This is a genomic window from Plantactinospora alkalitolerans (assembly GCF_015690345.1).
Lineage (GTDB): Bacteria > Actinomycetota > Actinomycetes > Mycobacteriales > Micromonosporaceae > Plantactinospora > Plantactinospora alkalitolerans.
The window spans coordinates 1-21,989 of sequence record NZ_JADPUN010000108.1 but is presented as its reverse complement, the minus strand read 5'-3'; the positions used below and the strand labels follow the sequence as shown (position 1 = coordinate 21,989).

Sequence of the window (21,989 nt, the reverse complement as noted above, 5' to 3'; positions counted from 1 at the left end):
CGCGGGTTCCAACCTCCGGTCCCCCGCAGGCATGTAACCGGCAATGGTGCAGTTGCGGGAGGGCATGTGGACGACGACGTGGGGTTCCGGGAGTTCGTCGAGGCGCGGCTGGTGCGACTGTCCCGGGTGGCATATCTGCTGACCGGCCAGCATCACGACGCCGAGGACCTGCTCCAGGCGGCGCTGGTGAAGGTCGCCGCACGCTGGCGGCGGGAACGTGCTCGATGAGCTGGCCGAGCAGGCGAAGGTGTACGACGTGACCGGCCGTGCGCTCCGGGTCGCCCGGCGGCGGCGCCGCGCCGTCCGGCTCGCTCCGGTCGCGGCGGCGGCGGTGGTGGCCGTCGGGCTGGTCGCGGTGGCGGGGCTGCGGCCGGATCCGTCGGACGGACTGGAGGTCGCGGCGCTGCCGACCGTGGAGTGGCTGCCGAAGCGGTTCGAAGTTCCGGCGACCGATCCGGATCCGTTGCCGGCCACCGGCAGGGTCGGTCAGGGTGTGCTGCTCTACGGCAGGTCGGTCGCTGAGCCGGGTCCGCCGGTGCTGCTCACCACCGACGGCCGGCAACACCGACTCGCAGAGGCGCGGAGCAACAGGGACGGCCTGACCTACAGCTATCCCAGCCTGTCCCCCGACGGTCGCTGGCTGGGCGAGCAGCGGGCCGGCCGGTACGTCGTCCGCGACCTCGTCGGGAGCGCGCGGTTCGAACTGTCGGACGGGCACGCACCGGTCGCCTGGTCGCCGGACAGTCGATGGCTGCTGCTCACCGACAACCTGCATGAGACCGCGCCGCCGGTCCGCCTCGACCTGACCACCGGAGCGCAGCAACCGGTTCCGATCGGTGACGGCGAAGGGTGGCGGGCGGTGGCGGTGTCGTCCGACGGCGACGTAATGGTCAACCAGTTCCAGCGCGACAACACCCCGCAGCGGAACCTCGACCTCCGGGTGGTCGACCCGATGACCGGCCGCGACCGGACCCGGATCCAGCTCGACCTGAATCCGTATCTCGGGCCGGACGAAGGTCGGACCTACGTCCCGCCGAGGCTCTCTCCGGACGGTCGGACGATCTGGCTGGGCGTGGTACCGATCGACCGGCCGGAGCAGGGCACACCGGGGCTGGAAAGCGGTGGTGACCTGCTGCTGGTCGACCTGACCACCGAGGCGGTACGTCGGACGCGCCTGCCCCGCCCGGCCCTCACCCCGAAGACCGGACGTGGGCCGACGCCGCCGTCGGGCTACACGGGCCGGATGGAACCGATCGGATACCTGCCGGAGGGTGTCCTGTTGAGGTCGACCGATCTGCGGGGCGACGCACTGCGAATCATGGACCTGGAGACCGGTACGACCGGCCTCGTGACCGTGCTTCCGGCCGACGGATCCGTGGATCAGGTGCTGGTTCGGGGAGGCTGACCGGCGCCGTCGTCGCCCGCCGGGGTGCCGTCATCGGTGCCGGCGGTACGGCCGTCCGGCGAGGTGCCGATCAGGCGGTCGACGGCGGTGTTCGTCAGGGTGGCGCTGATGGCGCTTCCGGCGGCGATGCCCCAGCCCACCGGCCCGAGCGGGGTGCAGCCGAAGAACTGGCTCAGCCCCGGTGTCTGGATCACCGCGGCGAGCAGTGCCACGGAGGCGGCGGTCGACGCCAGCACGCTCGGGCTCATCCCGCCGTCGATCAGGGTCTGGCCGAGCTGCGTACCGACGAGGGAGGCCAGCGCGACAGTGCCGGCCCGGCGTCGGGTCCCGGTGTACCGGGCCAGCGTCCAGCCGGTGGTCGCGCCGAGGGTCGTGGTGCCGGCCCGCAGCGCGATCTCGCGGGTGAGGGTGGCACCGAGCGACGTTTCCGGTCCCTCGGTGAGCAGGGTGTCCATGCTGTCCTCGCGGGGTGCCCGAACCGCGATGGCCATCGCCGGGGCGAGGTCGGTGAGCAGGTTGACCAGCAGCATCTGCCGGCCGTTCAACGCGGACCGGCCGGTCAGCGCGGCGGTGAGGACGCTGAACGCGATCTCACCGAGGTTTCCGCCGACCAGGATGCTGAGCGCGTGCCGGACCGAGGACCACATCGCCCGCCCCTCGACCAGGGTCGCGATGATCGTTTCGAGCCGGTCGTCGGTGACCACGAGGTCGGCGGCGGCCCGGGCCGCCGGGGTACCCCGTTGGCCGAGCGCGATGCCGACGTCGGCGAGCCGGATCGCGGGAGCGTCGTTGGCGCCGTCCCCGGTCATCGCCACCGTACGACCGCACTTCTGCAGCGCCCGGATGATCCGTACCTTGTGCGTCGGCGTGCACCGGGCGACCACGTCGGTCCGGGCCAGCCGTTCGGCGAGCGCGTCGTCGTCGAGCTGGTCGAGTTCGGTGGCGGTGACCACGCGTTGTTCCGCGCCGTCGGTGCTGATGATCGCCGCGATCGCCGCCGCCGTGGCCGGATGGTCCCCGGTGATCATGATGGTGTGCACGCCGGCCTGCCGGATCCGGCGTACGGCCGGCGCCGCGCTCGCCCGTACCCCGTCGGAGAGGGCCAGGAAGCCGACGAACGTCAGGTCGTTGATGTCGTCCTCGCCGACCGTGTCGCCGGGCAACTCCCGTTCGGCCACCGCCAGTATCCGCTGACCGGCGCCGGCGTGCCGGTCCAGGGTCTCCCGTAGTGCCTGGCTGCCGGCCTCGTCCAGGTCCCGGTCACCGCCCTGGTCGCGTCGCCGGGCACACCGGGGCAGGATCGTCTCGGGTGCGCCCTTGACGCTGAGCAGGAACTTCCCCCGGTAGCGGCCGACGGTCGCGTGGTAGCCCCGGGACGGCTCGAACGGCAGCGCGTGGGCCTGGTGCCAGGCGTGGGTCCGGGTACCGGTGTCGACCCCGGCCTGCCGGGCACCCATCAGCACCGCCTGGTCGGTCTGCTGGCTGACCTCCTCGGGCCGGTCCGCCGCCGGGGTGGCCCGGAGCGCCGCCGCGAGGACCGGGCGCAGCCCCTTGTCCAGCGCGTCGAGTTCGGCGTACCGCTCGCCGTCACCGAGGCCGGCGAGCATCAGCCGACCCTCGGTCAGGGTGCCGGTCTTGTCGAAGCAGAGCACGTCGACCCGGCCGAGCGCCTCGATGGTGCGCGGGTTCCGGACCAGCGCGCCGTGTTCGGCCAGTCGGCGGGCGGCGGCCAGCTGGGCGGCGCTGACCAGGAACGGCAACCCTTCCGGTACGGATGCGACGGCGAGGTTGGCGGCGGTACCGGCCGACTCGACGAGCGGTACGCCGCGCAGTAGGCCAGCTCCGGCGACCGCCACCGCGGAACTGGCGGCCAGCGGAATGGACATCTTGGTGAGCCGGCCGAGTCGGGCCTCGACCCCGCTGGTGGGAGTGGCCTCGTCGGCCAGCGCCATGCCCCGGCCGATCTCGGTGTCCGCGCCGGTCGCCACCACCACCGCGACGCCGCATCCGGCGGCCACGGTCGTACCCTCGTAGAGCATCGACCGTCGGTCCGCGACGGCGGCGGCCACCACCGGATGGCTGGTCTTCGCCACCGGCAACGACTCCCCGGTCAGCGAGGACTCGTCGGTCTCCAGGCCGACCGCCTCGATCACCCGGCAGTCCGCCGGTATCGCGTCGCCCGGATCGAACGCCACGACGTCTCCCGGCACCAGTTCGTCGGCCGCGACCACCCGCTCGGCTCCGTCCCGACGGACCCGCGCGGTCACCGCCGAGCGGGACAGCAGTTCGGCGAGCGAGCGTTCGGTGGAGACCCGGTGTCCGGCGCCGATCAGCGCGGTCAATCCGATCACCCCGCCGACGAGTGCGGCGTCCGCCAGCGAACCGACGGCGGCGGACAGGCCCGCGCCGGCCGCCAGTACCGGGGTGAGGGGGTTCGCCAGCTCCTCGACGAACGCCCGGGGCAGATCGAGGCCGTCGACCACGCCGTCCGCCGGGCGTCGTTCGCGCCGGTCGACCTCCTCGGTGGACAGGCCCGCCTGGTCGCTGTCGAGGCGGGACAGCACGGTCTCGACCGGCATCAGGTGCCAGGGCGTCGGCGGCGCGGCGTGCGAGGTACGCCGCTGGGGCAGCCGACCGGCTCGCCAGACTCCGTGTCCCAGGGCGAGCCCGGCGGCGGCGTTCACCGCCGCCATGGTCCGGGCGGGCAACTGTGCCGTCGGGGCGGTGAAGGCCGCGATCGCACCCAGCCCGCTGCCGGCGGTGGCGAGCGCGATGCTCTGCCGGGCCACCGTCCGGGCCATTCCGGCGGCCTCGATCACCAGCGCCGGCACCGCCAGATCTGTGCCGACCAGCAGGTGGGCTCCCCAGGGTGGCGGGTCCTCGGCGTGCCAGACGCCGAGTCCGCAGTCGGCGGCGGCGAGGGCACGCGGATCGGCGGAGACCAGGGCGACCATCGCACCCTCGGACTGCAACGACCGGATCGATTCGGCGAGCCGCCGACCTCCGGGTACGTGGTCGTCGGCGAAGTCGTACCGCTGGCGGTCCTCCTCCTCGCCGGCGATCAGCAGGCGTAGGCCGGCCCGGCGAGCCGCGGCCGGCAGTGCGTCGATTCCCGGGGCGGGTTCGGTGGCCACCCGGACCACCGCCGCGAGGGCGCCGTCCGTGACCAGGCCGAGCAGCCGGCCGCCGTCGGAACGCAGCCGCTCGACCTCCTCGGTGCCGGGCCCGTCGGGCGCCGGCAACGCGTCGAGCGGCCCGAGGCTCCAGCCGTCCGAGTTCTGCACCTGGTCCGGGCGGTCCGGATCGAACAGGCTGAAGGCCTGGACGGCGATCCGTTCCGGGTCGCTGCCCGGTAGCGGTACCAGGTCGGTGAGGACTCCCCGGGAGGACCGGAGAGCTGCGGCGTCCAGCACCAGGACGTCGAGCCGCTCCAGTTCGCGCAGGACGCTGCGGTCCATCGCGATCACCCCCCGGCGGGCGAGCAGCCAACCGAGCCGGGCGGCGTACCCCTCCCGACCGGCGATGGCCGCGCTCGGCAGGCTGGCCAGACCGAGCGCGGCGGCGCGCTTGCGACCGGCCAGGGAGAGCGTCGCGGCCCCGGCGACGATGCCCGACTCCAGCACCCGGGCCAGGTACCGCTCGACCGGCCCGTCCGGCTTCGCCCGGGGACGCTCGTCCGGTGGCGGGGACGCCGAGGCCCGCTCCGGCGTACCGGCGAGGAGCGGTTCGGCGCGTTCCCAGGCGGCGAGCTGGGCGCGGGCCTCACCCCATTGCAGGACCCGCTGCGCGCCGTCGAGCAGGATGCCGGCCCAGCCGCCCGTCAGGCCCTGGGCGAGCACCGCCGCCAGCGGCAGCACCGAGTCCGCCCGGTGATCACCGCGCATTCCCCGACCGGCGAGCGCGTGCAGTCTCGGATGCAGCTCCACCGCTCGGACGAAGCCGGCGAGTTCCCCCGGCGCCCGGGTGAACGGCAGGATCCGGACCGCCGCCGACAGGCCGAGGCCGAAGGCGTCGGTGGCGATCCTGGTCACCGCCCCCCGGCTCCGTGGTCCTTCCTCCGGTGGATGCGGTTCCGGGCAGTCCGGGTCCGGTTCGAGGCCGTCGGTACGCTCCACGGCGGCGATCGCCGCGATCAGTTCCCGCAGCCGGGGTTCGGGTGGGCCCACCGCCACCACCACCCGCCCGGAAGGGGCGTTGACCCGGGCCCACAACACGCCGGGTATCCCGTCCAACGCCTGCTCGACCTGGGCGGCGAGTCGCTCACCACCGGGCTGGGCGACCCCGTGCACCTCGATGTGGTGCCGGCCGGGGCGGGACCACACGGCGCGGCGGGACAGCCCGGCGGCCCGCGCCGCCCGGATCACCACCGACTCGGCGCCTCGGGAGAACCCGGCGACGAGGTCCGGCACGGCACCGGGCGAGACCGCGGCGGGCAGGCTGGGCAGATGGAGCCGGGGCAGGTGGGGCCGGGGCAGGTTGCGCCCCAGAGACGTCATCGACCGGAGCCGCCGGCTGGCCGGCCGCCCCGCGGCGGGACGGTACCGATGTCGGCGGTCGCACTCGGGTACCGCATGTCACCCTCCCAGAGCCTGGTGGACCGGCGCTGCCTTCCCCGCCACCGCTGCCTTATGCGCTCGGGACCTGCGGTTTTCTGCGTACGGGACGGCGTCGGTCCGGCGGGCCCCCGGGCTCAGACTCCGGTCGGAACGGCGGTCGCGGTCACCCCGTCCGGAGCGCAACTGACCTGCCGACCGCACGCCTCGGGCTCGGCCTGCCCGGCTCCGTCGACGGATGCCAGTGTTGCTGCCGGTCCGGCGAGCCCGGCGAGCAGGCGGCGGGGACCCGTACCCGTGCTCGCCAGTACGTCGTCGGGGTTGGACAGCGCACAGCGGTCCAGCGACAGGCACCCGCAGCCGATGCAGTCCGACAGGTCGTCGCGGAGCCGCTGCATCGCGAGGATCCGGTCGTCGAGCTGGCCACGCCAGTTCGCGGACAGCCGGGCCCAGTCGGCGCGGGTCGGTGTGCGCTGTTCGGGCAGGCTGGCCAGCGCGGCGCGGATCTCGGCGAGCGGCACACCGACTCGCTGGGCGAACCGGATGAAGGCGACCCGCCGCAGCGTGTCGCGGCCGTACCGGCGCTGGTTGCCGCTGGTGCGGGTGCTGGTGATCAGGCCCTTGGCCTCGTAGAAGTGCAGGGCCGAGACGGCGACGCCGCTGCGTTCGGCGAGCTGACCGACGGTGAGGGCGTACGGAGACTGGTTCACCCGCCCGATGATATCGCCTACCTCGACATTGGTTGAGGTAGGCGGTTGGTGGTCGTGGTCACCGCGCTTAAACGGGTGGACAGCGAACCGGTCCCCGTCCCTAAGCTGAACCGTGGCTGATCTTCCGGAGTTGTACGTCGCCGTCGACGTGGAGGCGGACGGGCCGATCCCCGGGCCGTACAGCATGATCTCGCTGGGCATGTCGGTGGCCGGTCGCCCCGAACTGAGTTTCTACACCGAGCTGCGACCGATCTCCGACGACTTCGTGCCCGCCGCGCTCGCGGTCTCCGGGCTGGACCGGGACCGGCTGCTCCGCGAGGCGCCGCCGGCCGAGGTGGCGATGGCCGCCGCCGCCCGGTGGGTGAACGGACTGCGCCGGACGGGCCGGCCGGTCTTCCTGGCCGCGCCCGCGGTCTGGGACGGCATGTTCGTGCACTGGTACTTCGTCCGGTTTCTCGGCCACAGTCCGTTCGGGGCGACCGGCTCGGGCGTGGACCTGCGCAGCTTCTGGATGGGCCGGACCGGCGCCGAGTGGTCCCGCACGCACAAGGGCAAGATCAAGAACGCGCTGGGCCTGACCGGACTGCCGCACACCCACCACGCGGGCGAGGACGCCGCCGAACTGGCCCAGGTGTTCGACGCGGTACGACGCCAGACGGTCGCCGGGTCGCCCGATCAGGCCGGTTGACGCGGGGACCCGGAGACGCGGGGACCCGGAGACGCGGGACCCGGGACGCGGGGCCCCGGGACGCGGGGGAGGTGCCGGTCAGGACAGTGCCGCCGCGGCGGTGACCCTGTCGACGAACCGGATCAGGGCCGGGTTGACCACCTCCGGGTACTCGGCCATCGGGTAGTGCCCGGCCTCCGGTACCAGCAGCAGGTCGGCACGCAACCGAGCGGCGGCGTACCGGCCCTCGGCCGGCGGGTCGGGGAAGTCGGCGTCCTTCTCGCCCATCACCACCAGGGTCGGGGTGTGGAGTTCGGTCAGTTCCCGGACCGAGGCCCGATCCCGCATCACAGCGCGGACGGTGCGGACGAACGACCGCCAGTGGTCGCCCGTGCCGAGGCTCCGCCGGATCCGGGCCTGGTGCTCGGCGAGATCGGCGGGCGGACGTCCGGGATGGAACCGGCGGTAGTACCCGGCCCAGACAGCCGGACCCCAGGGGCGGAGCAGCATCAGCCGGTACGCCAACCGGGCGAGCGGGCTGAAGTCCGGCTCGCGGACGAACGGGCCGATCAGGACCAGCCCGGAGATCCTGGTGGGTTCGGCCAGGGCCGCCAGGATTCCGGCCCCGGTGCCGAGGGAGTGCCCGACCACCAGGGCCGGGCCACCGCCTAGGTGGTCGACCAGCGCCAGCAGGTCGGTCGCGATCCCGGTGTCGTCGTACCGGTCGAAGTCGTCGCTGCTGTCGCCGTGCCCGCGCAGGTCCATCGTGGCGACCCGGTAGCCGGCGGCACGCAGCGCCGGCACGGTGAACCGGAAGACCGACCGCACGTCGCCCATCCCGGGTACGCAGACCACCAGCGGTCCTTCGCCCTGGACGTCATACCCGATCCGGCCCTGACCCCGATCAAGGTGAAGAGTACTCATAGCTATAAAGCTAACAGGCTTAGCTATACATTGGAACCTCGTCGACACGACCGGGCGACAACCGGCCGGACGAGAAACATTTTCCGGATCCGGAACCTAGGCTCATCCCATGATCTATATGGCTTTAGTCGCGATCATGTACGTCTGCGGCTTTGTCTTCCTCTACGGCGTGGTCCGGCTGGCGGTCCGGCACGGCATCGAGGACGTCGACATCCGGCGTGCCCACGCGGCCAGCGCGCCGGAGCGGGCGATGCTCCGGGAGCGGACCCTGCTCCGGGACAACGCCTTCCTCGCTGGCAGTTGACGATCCCGGCAACTGACGATCCCAGCGGTTGACGATCCCAGCGGTTGACGATCCCGGCGGCCGGTGGCCGGTGGCCGGTGCGCCGGGCGGAGGACGGCGGGTGCGAGGATCACGGATGTGATCGGAACCCTGAAGACAGAGCCGGCCCGTACCCGTGCCGACCTGCTCGCGCCGCCGGTGACCGCCGCTCTCGGCCAGTGGCCGACCGACGCGCCGGTGGGCGTGGACGACGTACTGGTCGCGCCGATCGACGCGACGCTCGCGGACACCGCGGCCTTCTGCGCGGCCTACGACGTCGGGCTGGACATCTCGGCGAACTGCGTGATCGTCGCCGGCAAGCGGGAGGGGACGGTCCGCTACGCGGCCTGCGTCGTACTGGCCACCACCCGGGCCGACGTGAACGGCGTGGTGCGCCGCCACCTCGACGCCCGTAAGGCGAGCTTCGCGCCGATGGACGAGGCGGTCGAACTGACCGGGATGGAGTACGGCGGGATCACCCCGATCGGGCTGCCCGGATCATGGCCGATCCTGGTCGACCCACGGGTGATCGGCACGCCGTACGTGATCGTCGGATCCGGCGTCCGGCACAGCAAGATCGCCCTGCCCGGCACCGCTCTCGGCCTCCTGCCCGGCGCCATGGTGGTTGACGGACTGGCCCGCCCCGTCGGCTGACCGGCCCGGCCAGCAGACCGGGCATCCGCAGAGCGCCACCCGGACCTGGCCGGTACCGGAGACCAGCCGTACCTGTCCGGGACAGCCGTGCGGGGGTGGGGTGACCGGCGGACGCATCGCGAGCGCACACGGCAGACACAGCGTCGTCTCGCTCATCCGGTCAGCTCCCCTGTGCCCCCGTCGACCGGCTCCCCACCGGTCGCCCCCATCGCTGGGGAGGGGGCACGACTGTCGATGTGTACCACATCGGCAGCCAGGCGTGCGGGTACAAATGGATCGTTGACCACGTCCAAATATGCGGATGCCGTCGCCAGCGCCCAACAGTCCGGAAGTTTGCAGATCGGACAGTTTCCGTCCGCCGCCGGCCAGTGCTCGACCACGATGAGCCGCGCGGAAAGGATCAGCCGGTTGCGTGTCCGGTGCGCGGCCCGAGATGTCATCGCCGATCGCCGCGCCGCCCACGATCGTGCCGCGTGCCGCGCACAAGTCGCCTCCTGAGCTGGCGGGGAGGTGCGGCGGCCGCCGGCACGGCCGCCGCACCCGGTGGAGCGCGACCCGCCTCCCAGGGGGGAAGACGGCGGGTCTGCGCCCCGGCCCGCGCGGACAGATCCGGTCCGGTCTCGGGGGCCACGGAGGCCGGACCGTGTCGTACCCGCGGGTCGCGGAGCTGGCTGCCCCGCACCGATCTCCGGTCATTCCAGGCTTACGTTCGGGACCTGGAAGCGGTAGAACATTGACCGATGCCACATCGAGCAGAAGCGATCCACATCCCCACATTCCCGTAACGAGAGAACTACCGATAGTAGGCGCGGTTTTCAGGTGTTTTCCGGAGCGCACAGGCGGTAGACGGATGGATCACGTCGGCGCAAGGCTGAGGGTGGCGCGTACGGACGCTGCGGTCACCCTGACCCAGATGGCGGCCCGTACCAACTACAGCAAGAGTCATCTGTGCAACGTCGAGCTCGGCAAACGGCCGGCCACACCGGACCTGGTGCTGGCCTACGAGCGGGTGTTGGGAGACAGCGTGAACCGCAGAGGTGCCCTCGCGCTCGCCGCGGCCGTGGTAGTGCCGACCGCCGTCGCCGAACTGATCCAGCACGGGTTCGCCGCCGCCATCGGCCCGCGTCGGCACGTCGACGACTGGATGGCCCAGGCCGAGGCGTACGGCGAGGACTACATGTCGCTCGGCGCGGCGGAACTCCAGGGCCGGCTCGCCGCCGACCTGGTCGTCCTGCAACAGGAGTTGGACAGCCCGCACCTGTGGGGCGTGGCGGCCCGGCTGATGACGGTGCACGGCAAGACGCTTCCCTCCAACGACGGTGGCCGGGGCGGGATCCGGTCGTACGAGATGGCCGCCATCGCGGCGGACCGGGCGGGTGACCTGGACACCCGGGTCTGGGTACGCGGCCGGGCCGCACTCGCCCTGGCGTACGAGGGAGCGCACCTTCCGGTCGCCGCCCGGCTCGCCGAGCAGGCCGTCGAACTCTCCGATCGGCCGAGCCTCGGCCGGCTGAACGCGCTCACCGCACAGGCCAACGTGGCGGCGTTCCGGGGTGACACCGCAGGCAGCCTGTCCAAACTGGACGGAGCGCGGCGGCTCTTCGACACGGTCGGCAGCGCCGAGCAGATCTCCGACTTCGCGGTGCCGCAATGGCGGTTCCACACGTTCGAGTCCATGCTGCTGTCCCGGCTCGGTCATCCCGGTGCGGTCGCCGCCCAGGAGGCGGCGGACCGCACGCGACCGGTCACGTTGCCCCGCTTCGCGACCCACATCGAGCTGCACCGGGGCCTGATGATGGCCTCCGCCGGGGACGCGGCCGGCGGACTCGGGTACGCCCGACGGGCGCTGGACCGGCTGCCGCCGGAGCGACACAGCCTCTCGCTGCGGCTGATGCTGGCCGAGGTGGAACGGGCGGCCGGCGCGGCGACCTGAGTGCGGCCCGCCACCAGAGCCACGGCGGATCGTCCCTCCGGCCAGGTCCGCCCGATCCGGGCCGGCGGTCGGCAAAGTGAGAAGTGTCGATGCTGTTGCACGTGAAACCTTGCTGCGGCGAGGTTCCGGGCCTGGTGGCGGCGTACCTCAGCCGAGCTGTTCGCGTACCTGCCGCTTGAGTCGGGCCAGGATGGCGTTGCCGCCCCGGATCCGCAGTGGGCTGATCGCCTGGGCCAGACCCATCCGCTGATAGAGATCGTCCGGTACGCCCAGCACCTCTTCGGCACTCGCCCCGGCCAACCCCTCGGCCAGGATTCCGGCGAAGGCCCGGGTGGTGGGCGCCTCCGGCGGACAGTCGAACCAGGTGGTGACCGTGCGGTCCGGGGCCACCTCGGCCCGGAGGAAGAACGACGTCTGGCACTCCGGTACCTGCTCCATGCCGGTCCGGTCGGTCAGGTGGGCCGGCAGCGGCGGAACCGCGTCGGAGAACTCCAGCAACATTTCGAGGACCACGTCCCGGGGGGCGTCGGCGAACTCGGCCACGATCTCGGCGAGTTTCGGTGGCATCGGCGGCGGCGAGGATTGCGGCATGATCCCCAGGCTACCGAGGTGTCAGCGGTCGGGGCTCGCCTCGCTGATCTCGCCGAGCGCGGACGACGGGTCCAGCCGGATGGCCAGGTCGCCCAGGGAGACGATGCCGACCAGTTGGCGGTCCGTGTCGCACACCAGGATCCGGCGTACGGCCCGTTCCCGCATCAGCGTGGCCGCCTCGGTCGCGGTCGAGTTCTGCTCGATCATGACGATTTCCCGGGTGGTCACCGAGCCGAGGGTGGTCTGCCGGGCGTCTCTGCCCTCGGCCACCGCGCGGACCACGATGTCCCGGTCGGTCACCATGCCGAGCAGGTTCGATCCGTCGGTCACCACCACGTCGCCGATGTCGGCGTCGCGCATCGCCCGCGCGGCCTCGTCCAGCGGTGTTCCCATGGGCAGGTAGACGACCTGCCTGGTCATGACGTCGCGGACCCTGACCTCAGTCACGAGTGCCTCCACCCCGATTCGTCGCCCCCTGGCGGTTCGATACCACCTGCTACCCCCTGGTCGGCACGCTAACACCATGTCGGGTTTCCGATCGACCACTCAGGGTTGTTGGGCGCTATGGTGCGGTTGGCCCAGATAATCCGGCGATATCGCCAGGCGAGCCTGCGAGGTGCGAGTGAAGGCCACCGAGCTGTCCATCTCCGGTGCCTGGGAGTTCCTGCCCCAGCGGTTCTCCGACGACCGGGGCAGCTTCCTCGTCTGGTACGACCCCGAGGTGTTCGCCGATGCGCTCGGCTTCGAGCTGTCCGTCGCGCAGGCCAACCAGAGCGTGTCCCGCCGGGGGGTCGTCCGGGGGGTGCACTGGGCCGACGTGCCGATCGGCCAGGCCAAGTACGTCTACTGCTCCCGGGGAGCGGTGCTCGACATCGTCGTCGACCTGCGCCTCGGCTCGCCGACGTTCGGCCGGCACGAGGTGACCCGGCTCGACACCATCGACAACCGGGCGGTCTACCTGGCCGAAGGGCTCGGCCACGCCTTCGTCGCGATCGAGGACGAGAGCGTCGTCAGCTACCTCTGCTCCGCCCGGTACGCCCCGGCCCGGGAACGCATCGTGCACGTACGTGACGACGAACTCGCGCTGCCCTGGCCGGCGGACATCGAGCCGGTCCTGTCCGAGCGGGACGCGAACGCACCCACCCTGGCCGAGCTGCGGGCCGCCGACCTGCTGCCGGACTATCACGAATGCCAGCGGTTCTACCAGGTACGGCGGGCCCGCCGTACCGGCCGGACAGGTTGAGCGCCGGCGGTTTCCGAGGCACTGTCAGCCGGTCAGCAGGCCCACCAGCTCCGATGCCGCCACCTCGGTCCGAGCGCCGGTGGCCCGGTCGCGCAGTTCGACGTACCCCTCGGCCCAGCGGCGACCGACCACGACGGTGCGGGGGATGCCGATCAGCTCGGCGTCGGCGAACCTGACTCCCGCCGAGACGTGCGTCCGGTCGTCGACCAGCACCCGCAGGCCGTGGTCGACGAGCTGCCGCGCGAGGTCGAGCGTCGCCTCCGCCTGCGGCCCCTTGCCGGCGGCGACCAGGTGGACGTCACACGGCGCCGCCGCCGCCGGCCAGACCAGCCCCTGCCCGTCGTGGTGCTGTTCCGCGATCACCGCCACCGCCCGGGACACCCCGATGCCGTAGGAGCCCATGGTCAACCGGGCCGGCTTGCCGTCCCGGTCGAGCACGTCGACCCGGAACACGTCGGTGTACCGCCGACCGAGCTGGAACACGTGGCCGATCTCCACGCCCCGGCGGATGGTCAGCACCCCGGACTGGCAGGCGGGACACGGGTCACCGGCCCGTACCTCGGCCGCCTCGATCGTGCCGTCGGGGCTGAAGTCCCGCCCGCAGACGACGCCGGTCGCGTGCCGGCCCGGCTCGTTCGCCCCGGTCAGCCAGGCGGTGCCGGGGACCACCCGGGGGTCGACCAGGTAGCGGATCCCCAGTTTGGCCAGCAGTTGCGGGCCGATGTAGCCCCGGACCAGGCCACCTCCGCCGGCCCCGGTCCAGTCGAACATCGACACGGTCGCCGGGCCGAGCGCCGCCGCGAGCCGCTTCAGGTCGACATCCCGGTCGCCCGGTACCCCGACCACCAGCAGTTCCGGCTCGTCCAGCCCGGGGCGGCGTACCGCGACGACCACGTTCTTGAGGATGTCGGAGCCGGTCCAGTCGGCCCGGCCGTCGAGTTGCCGGGCATTGGCCAGCTCGACCAGGGACTCGATGGTCGGGGTGTCCGGCGTGTCGTACACCCGGGCCGGCGAATGGGCGTGGACGTCCCCGGCCGGCGGCGCGGGGGTGGTCACCGCCTCCGTGTTGGCCGCGTAGTCGCAGGCGGTACAGCCGACGAAGGTGTCCTCACCGGCCGGCGTCGGGGCGAGGAACTCCTCCGAGGCCGAACCGCCCATCGCGCCGGAGATCGCCGTGACGATCGTGTAGTCGATGCCCAGCCGGTCGAAGATCCGCTGGTACGCGACGCGGTGCCGGCCGTACGCGGCCCGCAGGCCGGCCTCGTCCAGGTCGAACGAGTAGGAGTCCTTCATCAGGAACTCCCGCCCGCGCAGCAGCCCGGCCCGGGGCCGCGCCTCGTCCCGGTACTTCGTCTGGACCTGGAACAGCGACACCGGAAAATCACGGTACGAGGTGAGAGTGTCCCGGACCAGCAGCGTGAACATCTCCTCGTGGGTGGGCCCGAGCAGGTAGTCCGCGCCCCGCCGGTCCCGCAGGGTGAAGACCTCGTCGCCGTACTCGGTCCAGCGGCCGGTCGTCTCGTACGGCTCCCGGGGCAGCAGGGCGGGGAAGAGCACCTCCTGGGCGCCGATCGCGAGCATCTCCTGTCGGACCACCTCGGTGACCCGGTCCAGCACCAGCCGGCCCAGCGGCAGCCACGTGTAGCCGCCCGGGGCGGTACGCCGGATGTAGCCGGCGCGGACCAGCAGCCGATGACTCGGCACCTCCGCGTCGGCCGGGTCCTCGCGCAGCGTACGCAGAAACAGCGTGGACATCCGTAGCAGCATCCGGGCAGCGTAGTCCCGGACTGCGGGGCGGAGCAGCCGATTTGTCGGGTGGTCCGGCCGGCCGATCCGTCGGGTGGTCCGGCCGGCTGTGCGGCTCCGGTCACCTTCTCCGGCCGGGCGTACGCTCGCCGCGATCCCGCTGAAAGACTGGCCCGCAGGGTCGGGCGGGAGCAGGGCAGCGGTAGTACGACGGGAGGGCGCGACGTGCGCTGGCGCAACTTCGTGGCGGTGGGAGACAGCTTCACCGAGGGACTGGACGACACCTATCCGGACGGAAGTTTCCGGGGCTGGGCCGACCTGGTGGCCGCGACGCTAGCCACCGCGGCCGGTCCGGACTTCGGGTACGCCAACCTCGCGATCCGGGGTCGGCTGTTCGGCAGCGTCGTGGCGGAACAGGTGCCCGCCGCCCTCGACATGCGACCCGACCTGATCAGCTTCGCGGCCGGCGGCAACGACGTACTGCGCCGCAACTTCGACCCGTACCCGCTGATCGAGCGGTTCGACCGGGTGGTCGCGGAGCTGCGGGCCGGCGGGGCCGACGTACTGCTGTTCCGGTTCGCCGACGTGATGGCCCGGTTGCCCGGTCAGCGCCTCGTCGCGCCCCGGGTGGCGATCCTGAACCAGGCCGTCGGCGAGACGGCGGCGCGGCACGGCGCGATGCTGGTTGACCTCTTCGCCGACGAGGTGTTCCTCAACCCGATGCTGTGGAGTTCCGACCGGCTGCACCTGTCGGCGGCCGGGCACCGCCGGGTGGCGGCCCGGGTGTTGGCGACGCTCGACCTGCCGCCGGACGAACAGTGGCTGGTGGTTCCGCCCCGGCCCGCCCCGACGCCGTGGCTGGCGGCCCGGGGCGCGGACCTGCGCTGGGCCGGCCAGCACCTGGCTCCGTGGATCAAGCGCCGGATCACCGGCCGGTCCTCCGGCGACACGGTCACGGCCAAGCGCCCGCTACTGGAACCCTTCACCGATCCGCACCCGCTGCGTGGGGACCGGCCCGTGCACTGAGCGCGGCCGCTCGACCTGGTGTGTCGGTGTTGTCGACACACCAGGCCGAGCTGGCCCGGGCCCGGGTTAAGCGGCGGGGCGCCACTTGGGGTTGCAGTGCATCAGCCGCAGCGTCAACCGACCTGGAAGCCGAGGGCCTGGGCAAGCACGATCGTCTGGGCCGGGTCGACGATCGCGCCGGAGCGCTCGACCGTGGTCGGGTCGAGCGTGCTGAGATCGCTGCCCCGCAGGTCGCACCGGACGAACCGGGCCCCGCGCAGTTGCGCCCCCGAGAGGTCGACGCCGGTCAGTATCGCGTCGGTGCAGTTCGCGCCGGTCAGGTCCGCCTCGCGCATCCGTACCCCCTGCACGGTGACACCGCGCAGGTCGGCGCCGGACAGGCCGACGAACGACCAGTCCCCGCCGAGCACGGTGAGCGGCCGGAGCGCCGAGTCGGTGAAGGTGCTGCCGACCAGCTTGCAGCCGGTGAACTCGGCCTCGAAGAAGTTGCAGCGGGTGAAGGTGCAGCGCACGAACGCCGAGTCGTCGTGCCGGGAGGCGTTGAACCGGACGTTGCCGAAGGCGCAGTTCGTGAAAGTGACCCGCTCCAGCGTCGCCTCGGTCAGGTCGACGTCGAAGAACTCGCAGTCGACGTACTCGCGGTCGGTCAGCTCGTCGCCGTACCAGTCGTCGCGCCGGAACGTCTGTCCCTCGTACCGGGAGGTGCGGCCCTGCGTCGACTCCGTCACGTGGGAACGGTAACCGTCGCCTCCGTCACGTGGGAACGGTAACCCACCGAGCCGACCGCCGGACCGGGCCGCCCGGCGTACCGTGGAGATCATGCCGATGCCGAGCGACCCCGCCCCCGAGTTGCAGGACTACTCCGACCCCCAGCGCCTGGTCACCACCGGGTGGCTGGCCGGACACCTGGGCACCGACGGGCTTGTGGTGATCGAATCCGACGAGGACGTGCTGCTCTACGAGACCGGGCACATTCCCGGAGCCGTCAAGGTCGACTGGCACCTGGAGCTGAACGACCAGGTGACCCGGGACTACCTCGACGCCGAGGCGTTCGCCCGGCTCTGTGCGGCGAAGGGGATCAGCCGGGACGACACGGTCGTCTTCTACGGCGACAACTTCAACTGGTGGGCGGCTTACGCGCTCTGGGTCTTCACGCTGTTCGGCCACCCCGACGTACGGCTGCTCGACGGTGGCCGGCAGAAGTGGGTCGAGGAGGGGCGGGAACTGACCCGGGAGCGCACCGAGCGGAAGCCGGCCGAATACCCGGTGCCGCAGCGCGACGACTCGAAGGTCCGGGCGTACCGGGACCAGGTTCTGGCGCACATCGCGGCGGCCCGGCCACTGGTCGACGTCCGGTCCCCGGCCGAGTACACCGGCGAGCTGACCCACATGGCGAACTATCCGCAGGAGGGCGCGCTGCGCGGCGGGCACATTCCCGGCGCGGTGAACAAGCCGTGGAAGGCGGCGGCGAACGACGACGGCACGTTCAAGCGCCCCGACGAACTGCGGGCGATCTACGCCGACCAGCTCGGCCTCTCCCCGGACGACGACGTGATCGCGTACTGCCGGATCGGTGAGCGGTCCAGCCACACCTGGTTCGTGCTGCACCACCTGCTGGGCTACCCGAGGGTCCGCAACTACGACGGCTCGTGGACCGAGTGGGGCAACCTGGTCCGGGCGCCCGTCGTCCAGGGCGACCAGCCGGGCGGCCTCACCCCCGGGAGCGTCGCGGCCGGCTAGTGAGCGAGGGTGCAAGTTCCTGTCTCGGTTTGAGATGGCGCCCCGTGGGGTCGCGGTGGTTGGCCAGCCTTGAGCATGCCCTGGTTCACGTTCCGGGCGATTTGCGCGACCGGCTTCCCCGCCTCCTCGACGATTCGGACCGGCTCCCTCCCGGAACTCCGGTCGTACTTGTTGCGCTTGTGAACGTGTCGGTCCTGATCGTCGACGTCGCTAGTCTCGGGAGGGAACCTCGGCAGATTGGAGAAGGAGGAGGCCATGGCGTTGCGGTTCGAGCATCGCGACACCGAGATCGACGTGAGCGTCGTCGACCGCGTGTGGCGCACCCGCTCTGACGCCGAGGAGACGATGACGTCCGCGGCACGTACCTGCTGGCATCTGATCCTCTCGCGGGCGCAGGGACGCCTACTCGCCAGCCTGCGAGGGCCGGAGACGAGGGCGACCACGGCGCCGGTCCCGCCGGGCACCGAGTTCCTCGGGGTCCGGTTCGCATTCGGCGCGGTTCTTCGGCCGCATCCTGCGGCCTCGATCGTCGATGGGTACGTGCCGTTCCCAGTGACGGAATCGGGCAGGATCGTCATCGGCGGCGAAAGCTGGGAGGCGCCGATGTTCGAGAACGTCGAGCACTTCGTCCAGCGATTGCAGGACGCCGGTCTGCTGGTGCGAGCGCATCTCGGGGACGAGGAGCAAATCGCCGAGCATCCCGAAGCCAGCCCGACCGAGCGAACCCTCCAGCGTCGTCGGCACGGGGAAGCGCCTGTTCCCGGACGGATCGACGCCCGCGACGTTCGCGACCGTCGAAGAGAGCTCGCGCGTACTGCCCGGTGGCGTCGTCTCGCTGACCCTCAACCCCACCAGCCTCGGCGCGATCTCCGCAGGCGCGTACACGGTCGACGAAGGGCGCTCGGCGACGGTCCTCGACTGACAACGGTGCCCGACCGGCTTGGGCCCTGATCTCCGGCTAGGTGTAGGGACCGGCACCGGGCTGGTCAGATGTGTCGGCTGCTGCCACCACGGTTGTGCTACGGGGCGACCTGAGGTGTACATGATCCAATGGCGTAATGGATCTCACCAAGCAGTTCAGCGAGCAGCGATACGCTCGGGCGCTGGAATCCTGGACATGGCTGGACCTCGACGGTAAGGCCCCGCGGTTCACCTCGCTGTTCGGCGACGTGTTTCTCGAGTCTGCGGACGGGGCCTGGTGGTTCCTCAACACCTTCGAAGGGCACCTCGTACGAGGGTGGAACGCCCGTGCCGACCTCGCTGCCGAGCTGGACACCGGGGCTGGCCAGGACAGATACCTTCTGGCCAGCCTCGCTACGGCCGCGTACCACCGGCGCGGGCTTCGGCTGGACGCTAACCAGATCTATGCCTACGCGCCGCCGCCGATCGTCACCGGCAGTTTCGCCGTCGACGAAATCCAGATGTTCGACTTCGTGGCGGTGGTCAATACCGTTGGCCAGATCCACGAGCAGTTGCGGAACGAGGGCAGTTAGTACTGCAACGGCATTGAGCGTGTCGAGTGTTGCTCGCGTTCGTTGGGCATCTCGTGACGGATGTCGATGTTGAGCGGTGGTCTGCCGGGTTGGACCGATTGCATGGTCGGATTGGGGTGCGGTTCCGTCGGGCGCAGCCGCGTCAGCGGGCGCGGCAGTACCTGTGCGGGCTGGTCTCGGGTCTGGACCGGAAGAACGGCTGGACTTTGGCTGAGCAGGCCGGAGACGTGTCGCCGGACGGGATGCAGCGCTTGTTGCGGTGGGCGGACCGGGACGTCGACGCTGTTCGTGACGACGTGCGTGACTACGTGGTCGAGCACCTCGGCGACCCACAAGGTGTGTTGATCGTCGACGACACCGGCTTCCTGAAGAAGGGCATCCGCTCGCGGTAGAACATGCCGTGGGGCAGCGCCGCCGCCTCCGCCGGGGCCGCGACCCACTCCACGAGCCGGGGCCGCTCACCGGTGGCGACGTAGTCGGCGACCACCTGCCGGGCGGTCAGCACGCCGACCCGGGCCATGCTGGCGGGAATGGTCTGCAGCGGCGCGTCGCCGTTCCATACCACCTCCAGCGGGTCGCCCGGGGCCAGCTCTACGGCGATCGTCTCATCGGCGAGCCAGGTCAGCGCCGCCCGGCCCGCGTCGACGTCGATGTCGACCCGCAGGTCCTTGGCGCCGCCCTCCGGGCCGATCATCACCGACTGCCCGGACAGGCCGTGCCACATGATCTCCCGGGCCACGGAGTCGAAGACGTCGAGCGCCTGCTGCGGGTCGGTGAGCCGGTGCGGCCGCGCGATGTAGTTCAGGAGTTCGTAGGTCGTCACCGCGCGAACCTCCTGGTCCCTTCGTAGGTCCTCACCGACACGCTCAACGCCGTTGCAGCATTAGATTAGGAGCGCTGGCCCGTGCATGACGGGTAGGCGAGTTCGGCGGCACCCGCTCCCGCGCCGCGTCCATTACCGGCTGGCCGATCGCCGCTTCCGCTTCCGCTTCCGTTTCCGTTTCCGTTTCCGTTTCCAGGGTGTCCAGCATCGGCGACGAGGTCATCACGAGGGGTGGCCCCTGGATCAGGTGTAGGCCTCGGTGTTTCGGACCTCGCCGAACCTCGGAAAGATCCTTTCCACGGTGAAGTCGTGCTCGTCGGCGGCGAGTCCGGACATCGCGTCGGCGACGAACTGCACCTCGTAGCCGTGGTCGCTCGCCGCCCGCGCGGTCGACTCCACTCCCATCGTGGTGACCAGCCCGGCGAGCACGACCGTGTCCACGCCCCGGCTCTGCAACTGGCCGTGCAGGTCGGTGTCGTGGAACGCCCCGATGGTCCGTTTGACGACCACGACGTCACCGGGCTGGACCAGACCGTCGACGAGGTTGCTGCCCGCCGGCTGCTCGGTCACGTTCGGCCGCTCCACCCGGACCAGCACCACCGGGCGACCGTTCGCCCGGAACGCCTCGGCCAGCCGGCGGCAGCGGTCCAGGACCTCCGCACCGGAGTGCGGTGCGACAGGCAGGGCGACAATGCGGGGCATCAGGTCGATCAGTACCAGCGCGGAGGTCACGAGGGCTGATCCTAGGGCCATGAGGTGGATGGCTATGTCGGGGCGATGACCTGCCGAAGGGCCACCAGCCCGGGTACGTCGATACGCTGCCGTACCGACCCGGTGCCGGCGTCGACCCGGAGTACGGCGTCCGGCTGCCCGACGTACAGCCGGGTGCCGTCGGGCGGGCCGGCGAGGCCGCGTACCTCGGCCGGCGTGGACCACCGGGGATCCGTGCCGCCGCCCGCGGTGACCGCCATCCCGACCACCTCGCGACCGGCGCCGACCAGCAGCATCCCGGCGCCGTCGAAGGTCGCGGCGGCCGGTACGGCCTCATTCGACCCGGAGGTGCGCGCCAGCTCGTCGAACCGGACGCTGTCCATCACGATTAGCCCTTCGGGGTCGATCGTGGCCAGCGCGCCGCTGCCGGTGTCCGCCACGTAGAGCCGGCTGCCGTCCCGGCTCAGGGCGATCGTGTGCCCGACCGCCGCACGCTCGCCGAACGGCGCCGGCAGGTCGACGCAGAACGCCCAGCGTTCATTCAGGTCGAGCGTGTGCACGAAGGCGTGCACGTGCGGGGCGTCCTCGCGCGCCCCGGCGCCGTTCGGGTCCGTGGCGGCGGCGATCCGGTCCCGGGTGTGTACGTGGTCCGGCTGGTGCGTGTAGAGCGTGAACAGCCGGTTGCGCTGCCGGTCGTACACCGCCTGCCTGCCCTCGCCGCGCATCTCCTCCTCAGCACCCTCCGGCACCGCCGCCTTGACCCGGGTCAGCAACGTCTCCACCTGCCCGGACGCGAGGTCGACGACCCGTACCCGGTAGCGGTCCGGCGCGGTCGGCGGCAGGTAGTCGAGGACGAAGAGCGCCGAGCCGGTCGCGTCGAACGCCTCCGGTTCCAGGTTGCCGGGCAACTCCAGTCGACGGCGCTGACCGGCACCGTCGGCGACCACGATCGTGGTCCGCTCCCGAGGCCCCGGCCGGTACGGACTGTGCCCCGGCCCGGTATCGTTCGCGAGCGCCACCAGTGCCCCGTCCGGAGAGGTGGCCCGGACCGCGAGCGCGCCGGTGAGGGTGCCGGCGGCGACCGCTGCCCCGTCCGGCAGCCGGTGACTGGTCAACCGGGTGCCGCCGTCCGGGCGCTCGACCCGGACCAGTCGGCGGCCGTCGCCGCTGACCACTGCCGGGGCCGGCGGAACCAGGATCCGCCCGCTCGCGGCGTCGACCACCGCCAGTTTGCCGTCGGACAACTCCACCACCAGCGCCTCAGCCGGGGCCGCCTTGTGGCCGCCGGCCTCCGGGTCGTCCCGGTCGCCGGACCGGAACTGGCAGCCCGCGCTGGCCGTGACCGCCCCGACCCCGGCGGTACCGGCCAGCAGCGCGCCGGTCAGCCGCAACACGTCACGCCTCGTCGTCGTCATGCCGGGAAGAGCCGCGACGCCCCCGACAGGTTC

21 protein-coding genes and 2 pseudogenes are annotated in these 21,989 nt (G+C 71.8%); 12 read left to right on the top strand and 11 right to left on the bottom strand.

Features of this window, described 5'->3' with window-relative positions:
• The first annotated feature begins 66 nt into the window (after window positions 1–66).
• Window positions 67–228, top strand: a complete 162-nt coding sequence (locus tag I0C86_RS43130; protein ID WP_196200845.1) for a sigma factor — start codon at window positions 67–69, stop codon at window positions 226–228.
• The gene (locus I0C86_RS09480) at window positions 218–1,405 is read left to right on the top strand and encodes a TolB family protein (RefSeq protein WP_196200844.1); all 1,188 of its coding nucleotides are present in this window, start codon (window positions 218–220) and stop codon (window positions 1,403–1,405) included. The genes I0C86_RS43130 and I0C86_RS09480 overlap by 11 nt, the downstream gene beginning before the upstream one ends.
• On the opposite strand, the gene I0C86_RS09475 is transcribed toward I0C86_RS09480, so the two are convergent.
• Both I0C86_RS09475 and soxR read right to left on the bottom strand, forming a co-directional pair.
• Window positions 1,381–5,901, bottom strand: a complete 4,521-nt coding sequence (locus I0C86_RS09475) for a cation-translocating P-type ATPase (RefSeq protein WP_196200843.1) — start codon at window positions 5,899–5,901, stop codon at window positions 1,381–1,383. The two genes, I0C86_RS09480 and I0C86_RS09475, sit on opposite strands and share 25 nt — an antisense overlap.
• A 329-nt stretch (window positions 5,902–6,230) precedes the next feature.
• Window positions 6,231–6,677, bottom strand: a pseudogene (gene soxR, locus I0C86_RS43125) (redox-sensitive transcriptional activator SoxR); the annotation flags it as partial.
• A gap of 103 nt (window positions 6,678–6,780) precedes the next feature.
• Between soxR and I0C86_RS09465 the strand changes: the two are divergent.
• The gene (locus I0C86_RS09465; protein ID WP_196200841.1) at window positions 6,781–7,356 is read left to right on the top strand and encodes an exonuclease; all 576 of its coding nucleotides are present in this window, start codon (window positions 6,781–6,783) and stop codon (window positions 7,354–7,356) included.
• A 78-nt stretch (window positions 7,357–7,434) separates the two neighbouring features.
• On the opposite strand, the gene I0C86_RS09460 is transcribed toward I0C86_RS09465, so the two are convergent.
• The gene (locus I0C86_RS09460; protein ID WP_196200840.1) at window positions 7,435–8,259 is read right to left on the bottom strand and encodes an alpha/beta fold hydrolase; all 825 of its coding nucleotides are present in this window, start codon (window positions 8,257–8,259) and stop codon (window positions 7,435–7,437) included.
• Window positions 8,260–8,377: 118 nt separating this feature from the next.
• Here I0C86_RS09460 and I0C86_RS09455 point away from each other — a divergent pair, with 118 nt between their 5' ends.
• The 3 genes from I0C86_RS09455 to I0C86_RS09440 all read left to right on the top strand — a co-directional run bounded on the left by I0C86_RS09455 (window position 8,378) and on the right by I0C86_RS09440 (window position 11,168).
• Complete coding sequence (locus I0C86_RS09455) at window positions 8,378–8,563, top strand: hypothetical protein (RefSeq protein ID WP_407676287.1); 186 nt, start codon at window positions 8,378–8,380, stop codon at window positions 8,561–8,563.
• 120 nt (window positions 8,564–8,683) lie between these two features.
• Entirely contained in the window at window positions 8,684–9,235 is a 552-nt protein-coding gene (locus tag I0C86_RS09450; RefSeq protein WP_196200851.1) for a YbaK/EbsC family protein, read from the top strand.
• Between the two features lie 850 nt (window positions 9,236–10,085).
• A complete protein-coding gene (locus I0C86_RS09440; protein WP_196200837.1) occupies window positions 10,086–11,168 on the top strand; it encodes a helix-turn-helix domain-containing protein in 1,083 nt (360 codons plus the stop codon).
• A gap of 147 nt (window positions 11,169–11,315) precedes the next feature.
• On the opposite strand, the gene I0C86_RS09435 is transcribed toward I0C86_RS09440, so the two are convergent.
• Window positions 11,316–11,759, bottom strand: a complete 444-nt coding sequence (locus I0C86_RS09435; protein ID WP_230393863.1) for a SufE family protein — start codon at window positions 11,757–11,759, stop codon at window positions 11,316–11,318.
• Between the two features lie 21 nt (window positions 11,760–11,780).
• Window positions 11,781–12,206, bottom strand: coding sequence for a CBS domain-containing protein (locus tag I0C86_RS09430; protein ID WP_196200836.1), 426 nt, complete (start codon window positions 12,204–12,206; stop codon window positions 11,781–11,783).
• A gap of 175 nt (window positions 12,207–12,381) precedes the next feature.
• On the opposite strand from I0C86_RS09430, the gene I0C86_RS09425 reads away from it, so the two are divergent.
• Entirely contained in the window at window positions 12,382–13,002 is a 621-nt protein-coding gene (locus I0C86_RS09425; RefSeq protein ID WP_196200835.1) for a dTDP-4-dehydrorhamnose 3,5-epimerase family protein, read from the top strand.
• Between the two features lie 24 nt (window positions 13,003–13,026).
• Here I0C86_RS09425 and I0C86_RS09420 read toward each other — a convergent pair whose 3' ends face one another.
• Window positions 13,027–14,769, bottom strand: a complete 1,743-nt coding sequence (locus tag I0C86_RS09420) for a proline--tRNA ligase (RefSeq protein WP_196200834.1) — start codon at window positions 14,767–14,769, stop codon at window positions 13,027–13,029.
• A 204-nt stretch (window positions 14,770–14,973) separates the two neighbouring features.
• Between I0C86_RS09420 and I0C86_RS09415 the strand changes: the two genes are divergently transcribed.
• Entirely contained in the window at window positions 14,974–15,774 is an 801-nt protein-coding gene (locus tag I0C86_RS09415) for an SGNH/GDSL hydrolase family protein (protein ID WP_196200833.1), read from the top strand.
• Window positions 15,775–15,887: 113 nt separating this feature from the next.
• Here the strand turns inward: I0C86_RS09415 and I0C86_RS09410 are convergent, their stop codons facing one another.
• Window positions 15,888–16,502, bottom strand: coding sequence for a pentapeptide repeat-containing protein (locus tag I0C86_RS09410; RefSeq protein ID WP_323373553.1), 615 nt, complete (start codon window positions 16,500–16,502; stop codon window positions 15,888–15,890).
• A gap of 91 nt (window positions 16,503–16,593) precedes the next feature.
• On the opposite strand from I0C86_RS09410, the gene I0C86_RS09405 reads away from it, so the two are divergent.
• From I0C86_RS09405 to I0C86_RS09390, 4 genes and pseudogenes are all read left to right on the top strand, one after another.
• Window positions 16,594–17,514 (top strand): sulfurtransferase, encoded by a 921-nt coding sequence (locus I0C86_RS09405; RefSeq protein WP_196200831.1) that lies wholly within the window; start codon window positions 16,594–16,596, stop codon window positions 17,512–17,514.
• Between the two features lie 255 nt (window positions 17,515–17,769).
• Window positions 17,770–18,465 carry an AraC family transcriptional regulator gene (locus I0C86_RS09400; protein ID WP_230393862.1) on the top strand — a complete coding sequence of 232 codons (696 nt, stop codon included), beginning with the start codon at window positions 17,770–17,772 and terminating at the stop codon, window positions 18,463–18,465.
• Between the two features lie 107 nt (window positions 18,466–18,572).
• Window positions 18,573–19,007: a hypothetical protein gene (locus tag I0C86_RS09395; protein ID WP_196200830.1), complete on the top strand. Its 435-nt coding sequence runs from the start codon at window positions 18,573–18,575 to the stop codon at window positions 19,005–19,007.
• A 53-nt stretch (window positions 19,008–19,060) separates the two neighbouring features.
• A pseudogene (locus I0C86_RS09390) lies at window positions 19,061–19,393 on the top strand (transposase); the annotation flags it as partial.
• Here I0C86_RS09390 and I0C86_RS09385 read toward each other — a convergent pair.
• From I0C86_RS09385 to I0C86_RS09370, 4 genes are all read right to left on the bottom strand, one after another.
• On the bottom strand, window positions 19,312–19,701 hold the full coding sequence (locus tag I0C86_RS09385; RefSeq protein ID WP_230393865.1) for an Imm1 family immunity protein: 390 nt from the start codon (window positions 19,699–19,701) through the stop codon (window positions 19,312–19,314). The pseudogene I0C86_RS09390 and the gene I0C86_RS09385 overlap by 82 nt on opposite strands.
• A 172-nt stretch (window positions 19,702–19,873) precedes the next feature.
• Window positions 19,874–20,038 carry a hypothetical protein gene (locus I0C86_RS09380; RefSeq protein WP_196200852.1) on the bottom strand — a complete coding sequence of 55 codons (165 nt, stop codon included), beginning with the start codon at window positions 20,036–20,038 and terminating at the stop codon, window positions 19,874–19,876.
• A 35-nt stretch (window positions 20,039–20,073) separates the two neighbouring features.
• On the bottom strand, window positions 20,074–20,562 hold the full coding sequence (locus I0C86_RS09375; RefSeq protein WP_323373552.1) for an isochorismatase family protein: 489 nt from the start codon (window positions 20,560–20,562) through the stop codon (window positions 20,074–20,076).
• Between the two features lie 32 nt (window positions 20,563–20,594).
• A partial coding sequence (locus I0C86_RS09370) for a hypothetical protein (RefSeq protein ID WP_230393861.1) occupies window positions 20,595–21,989 on the bottom strand: 1,395 nt, incomplete at its 5' end.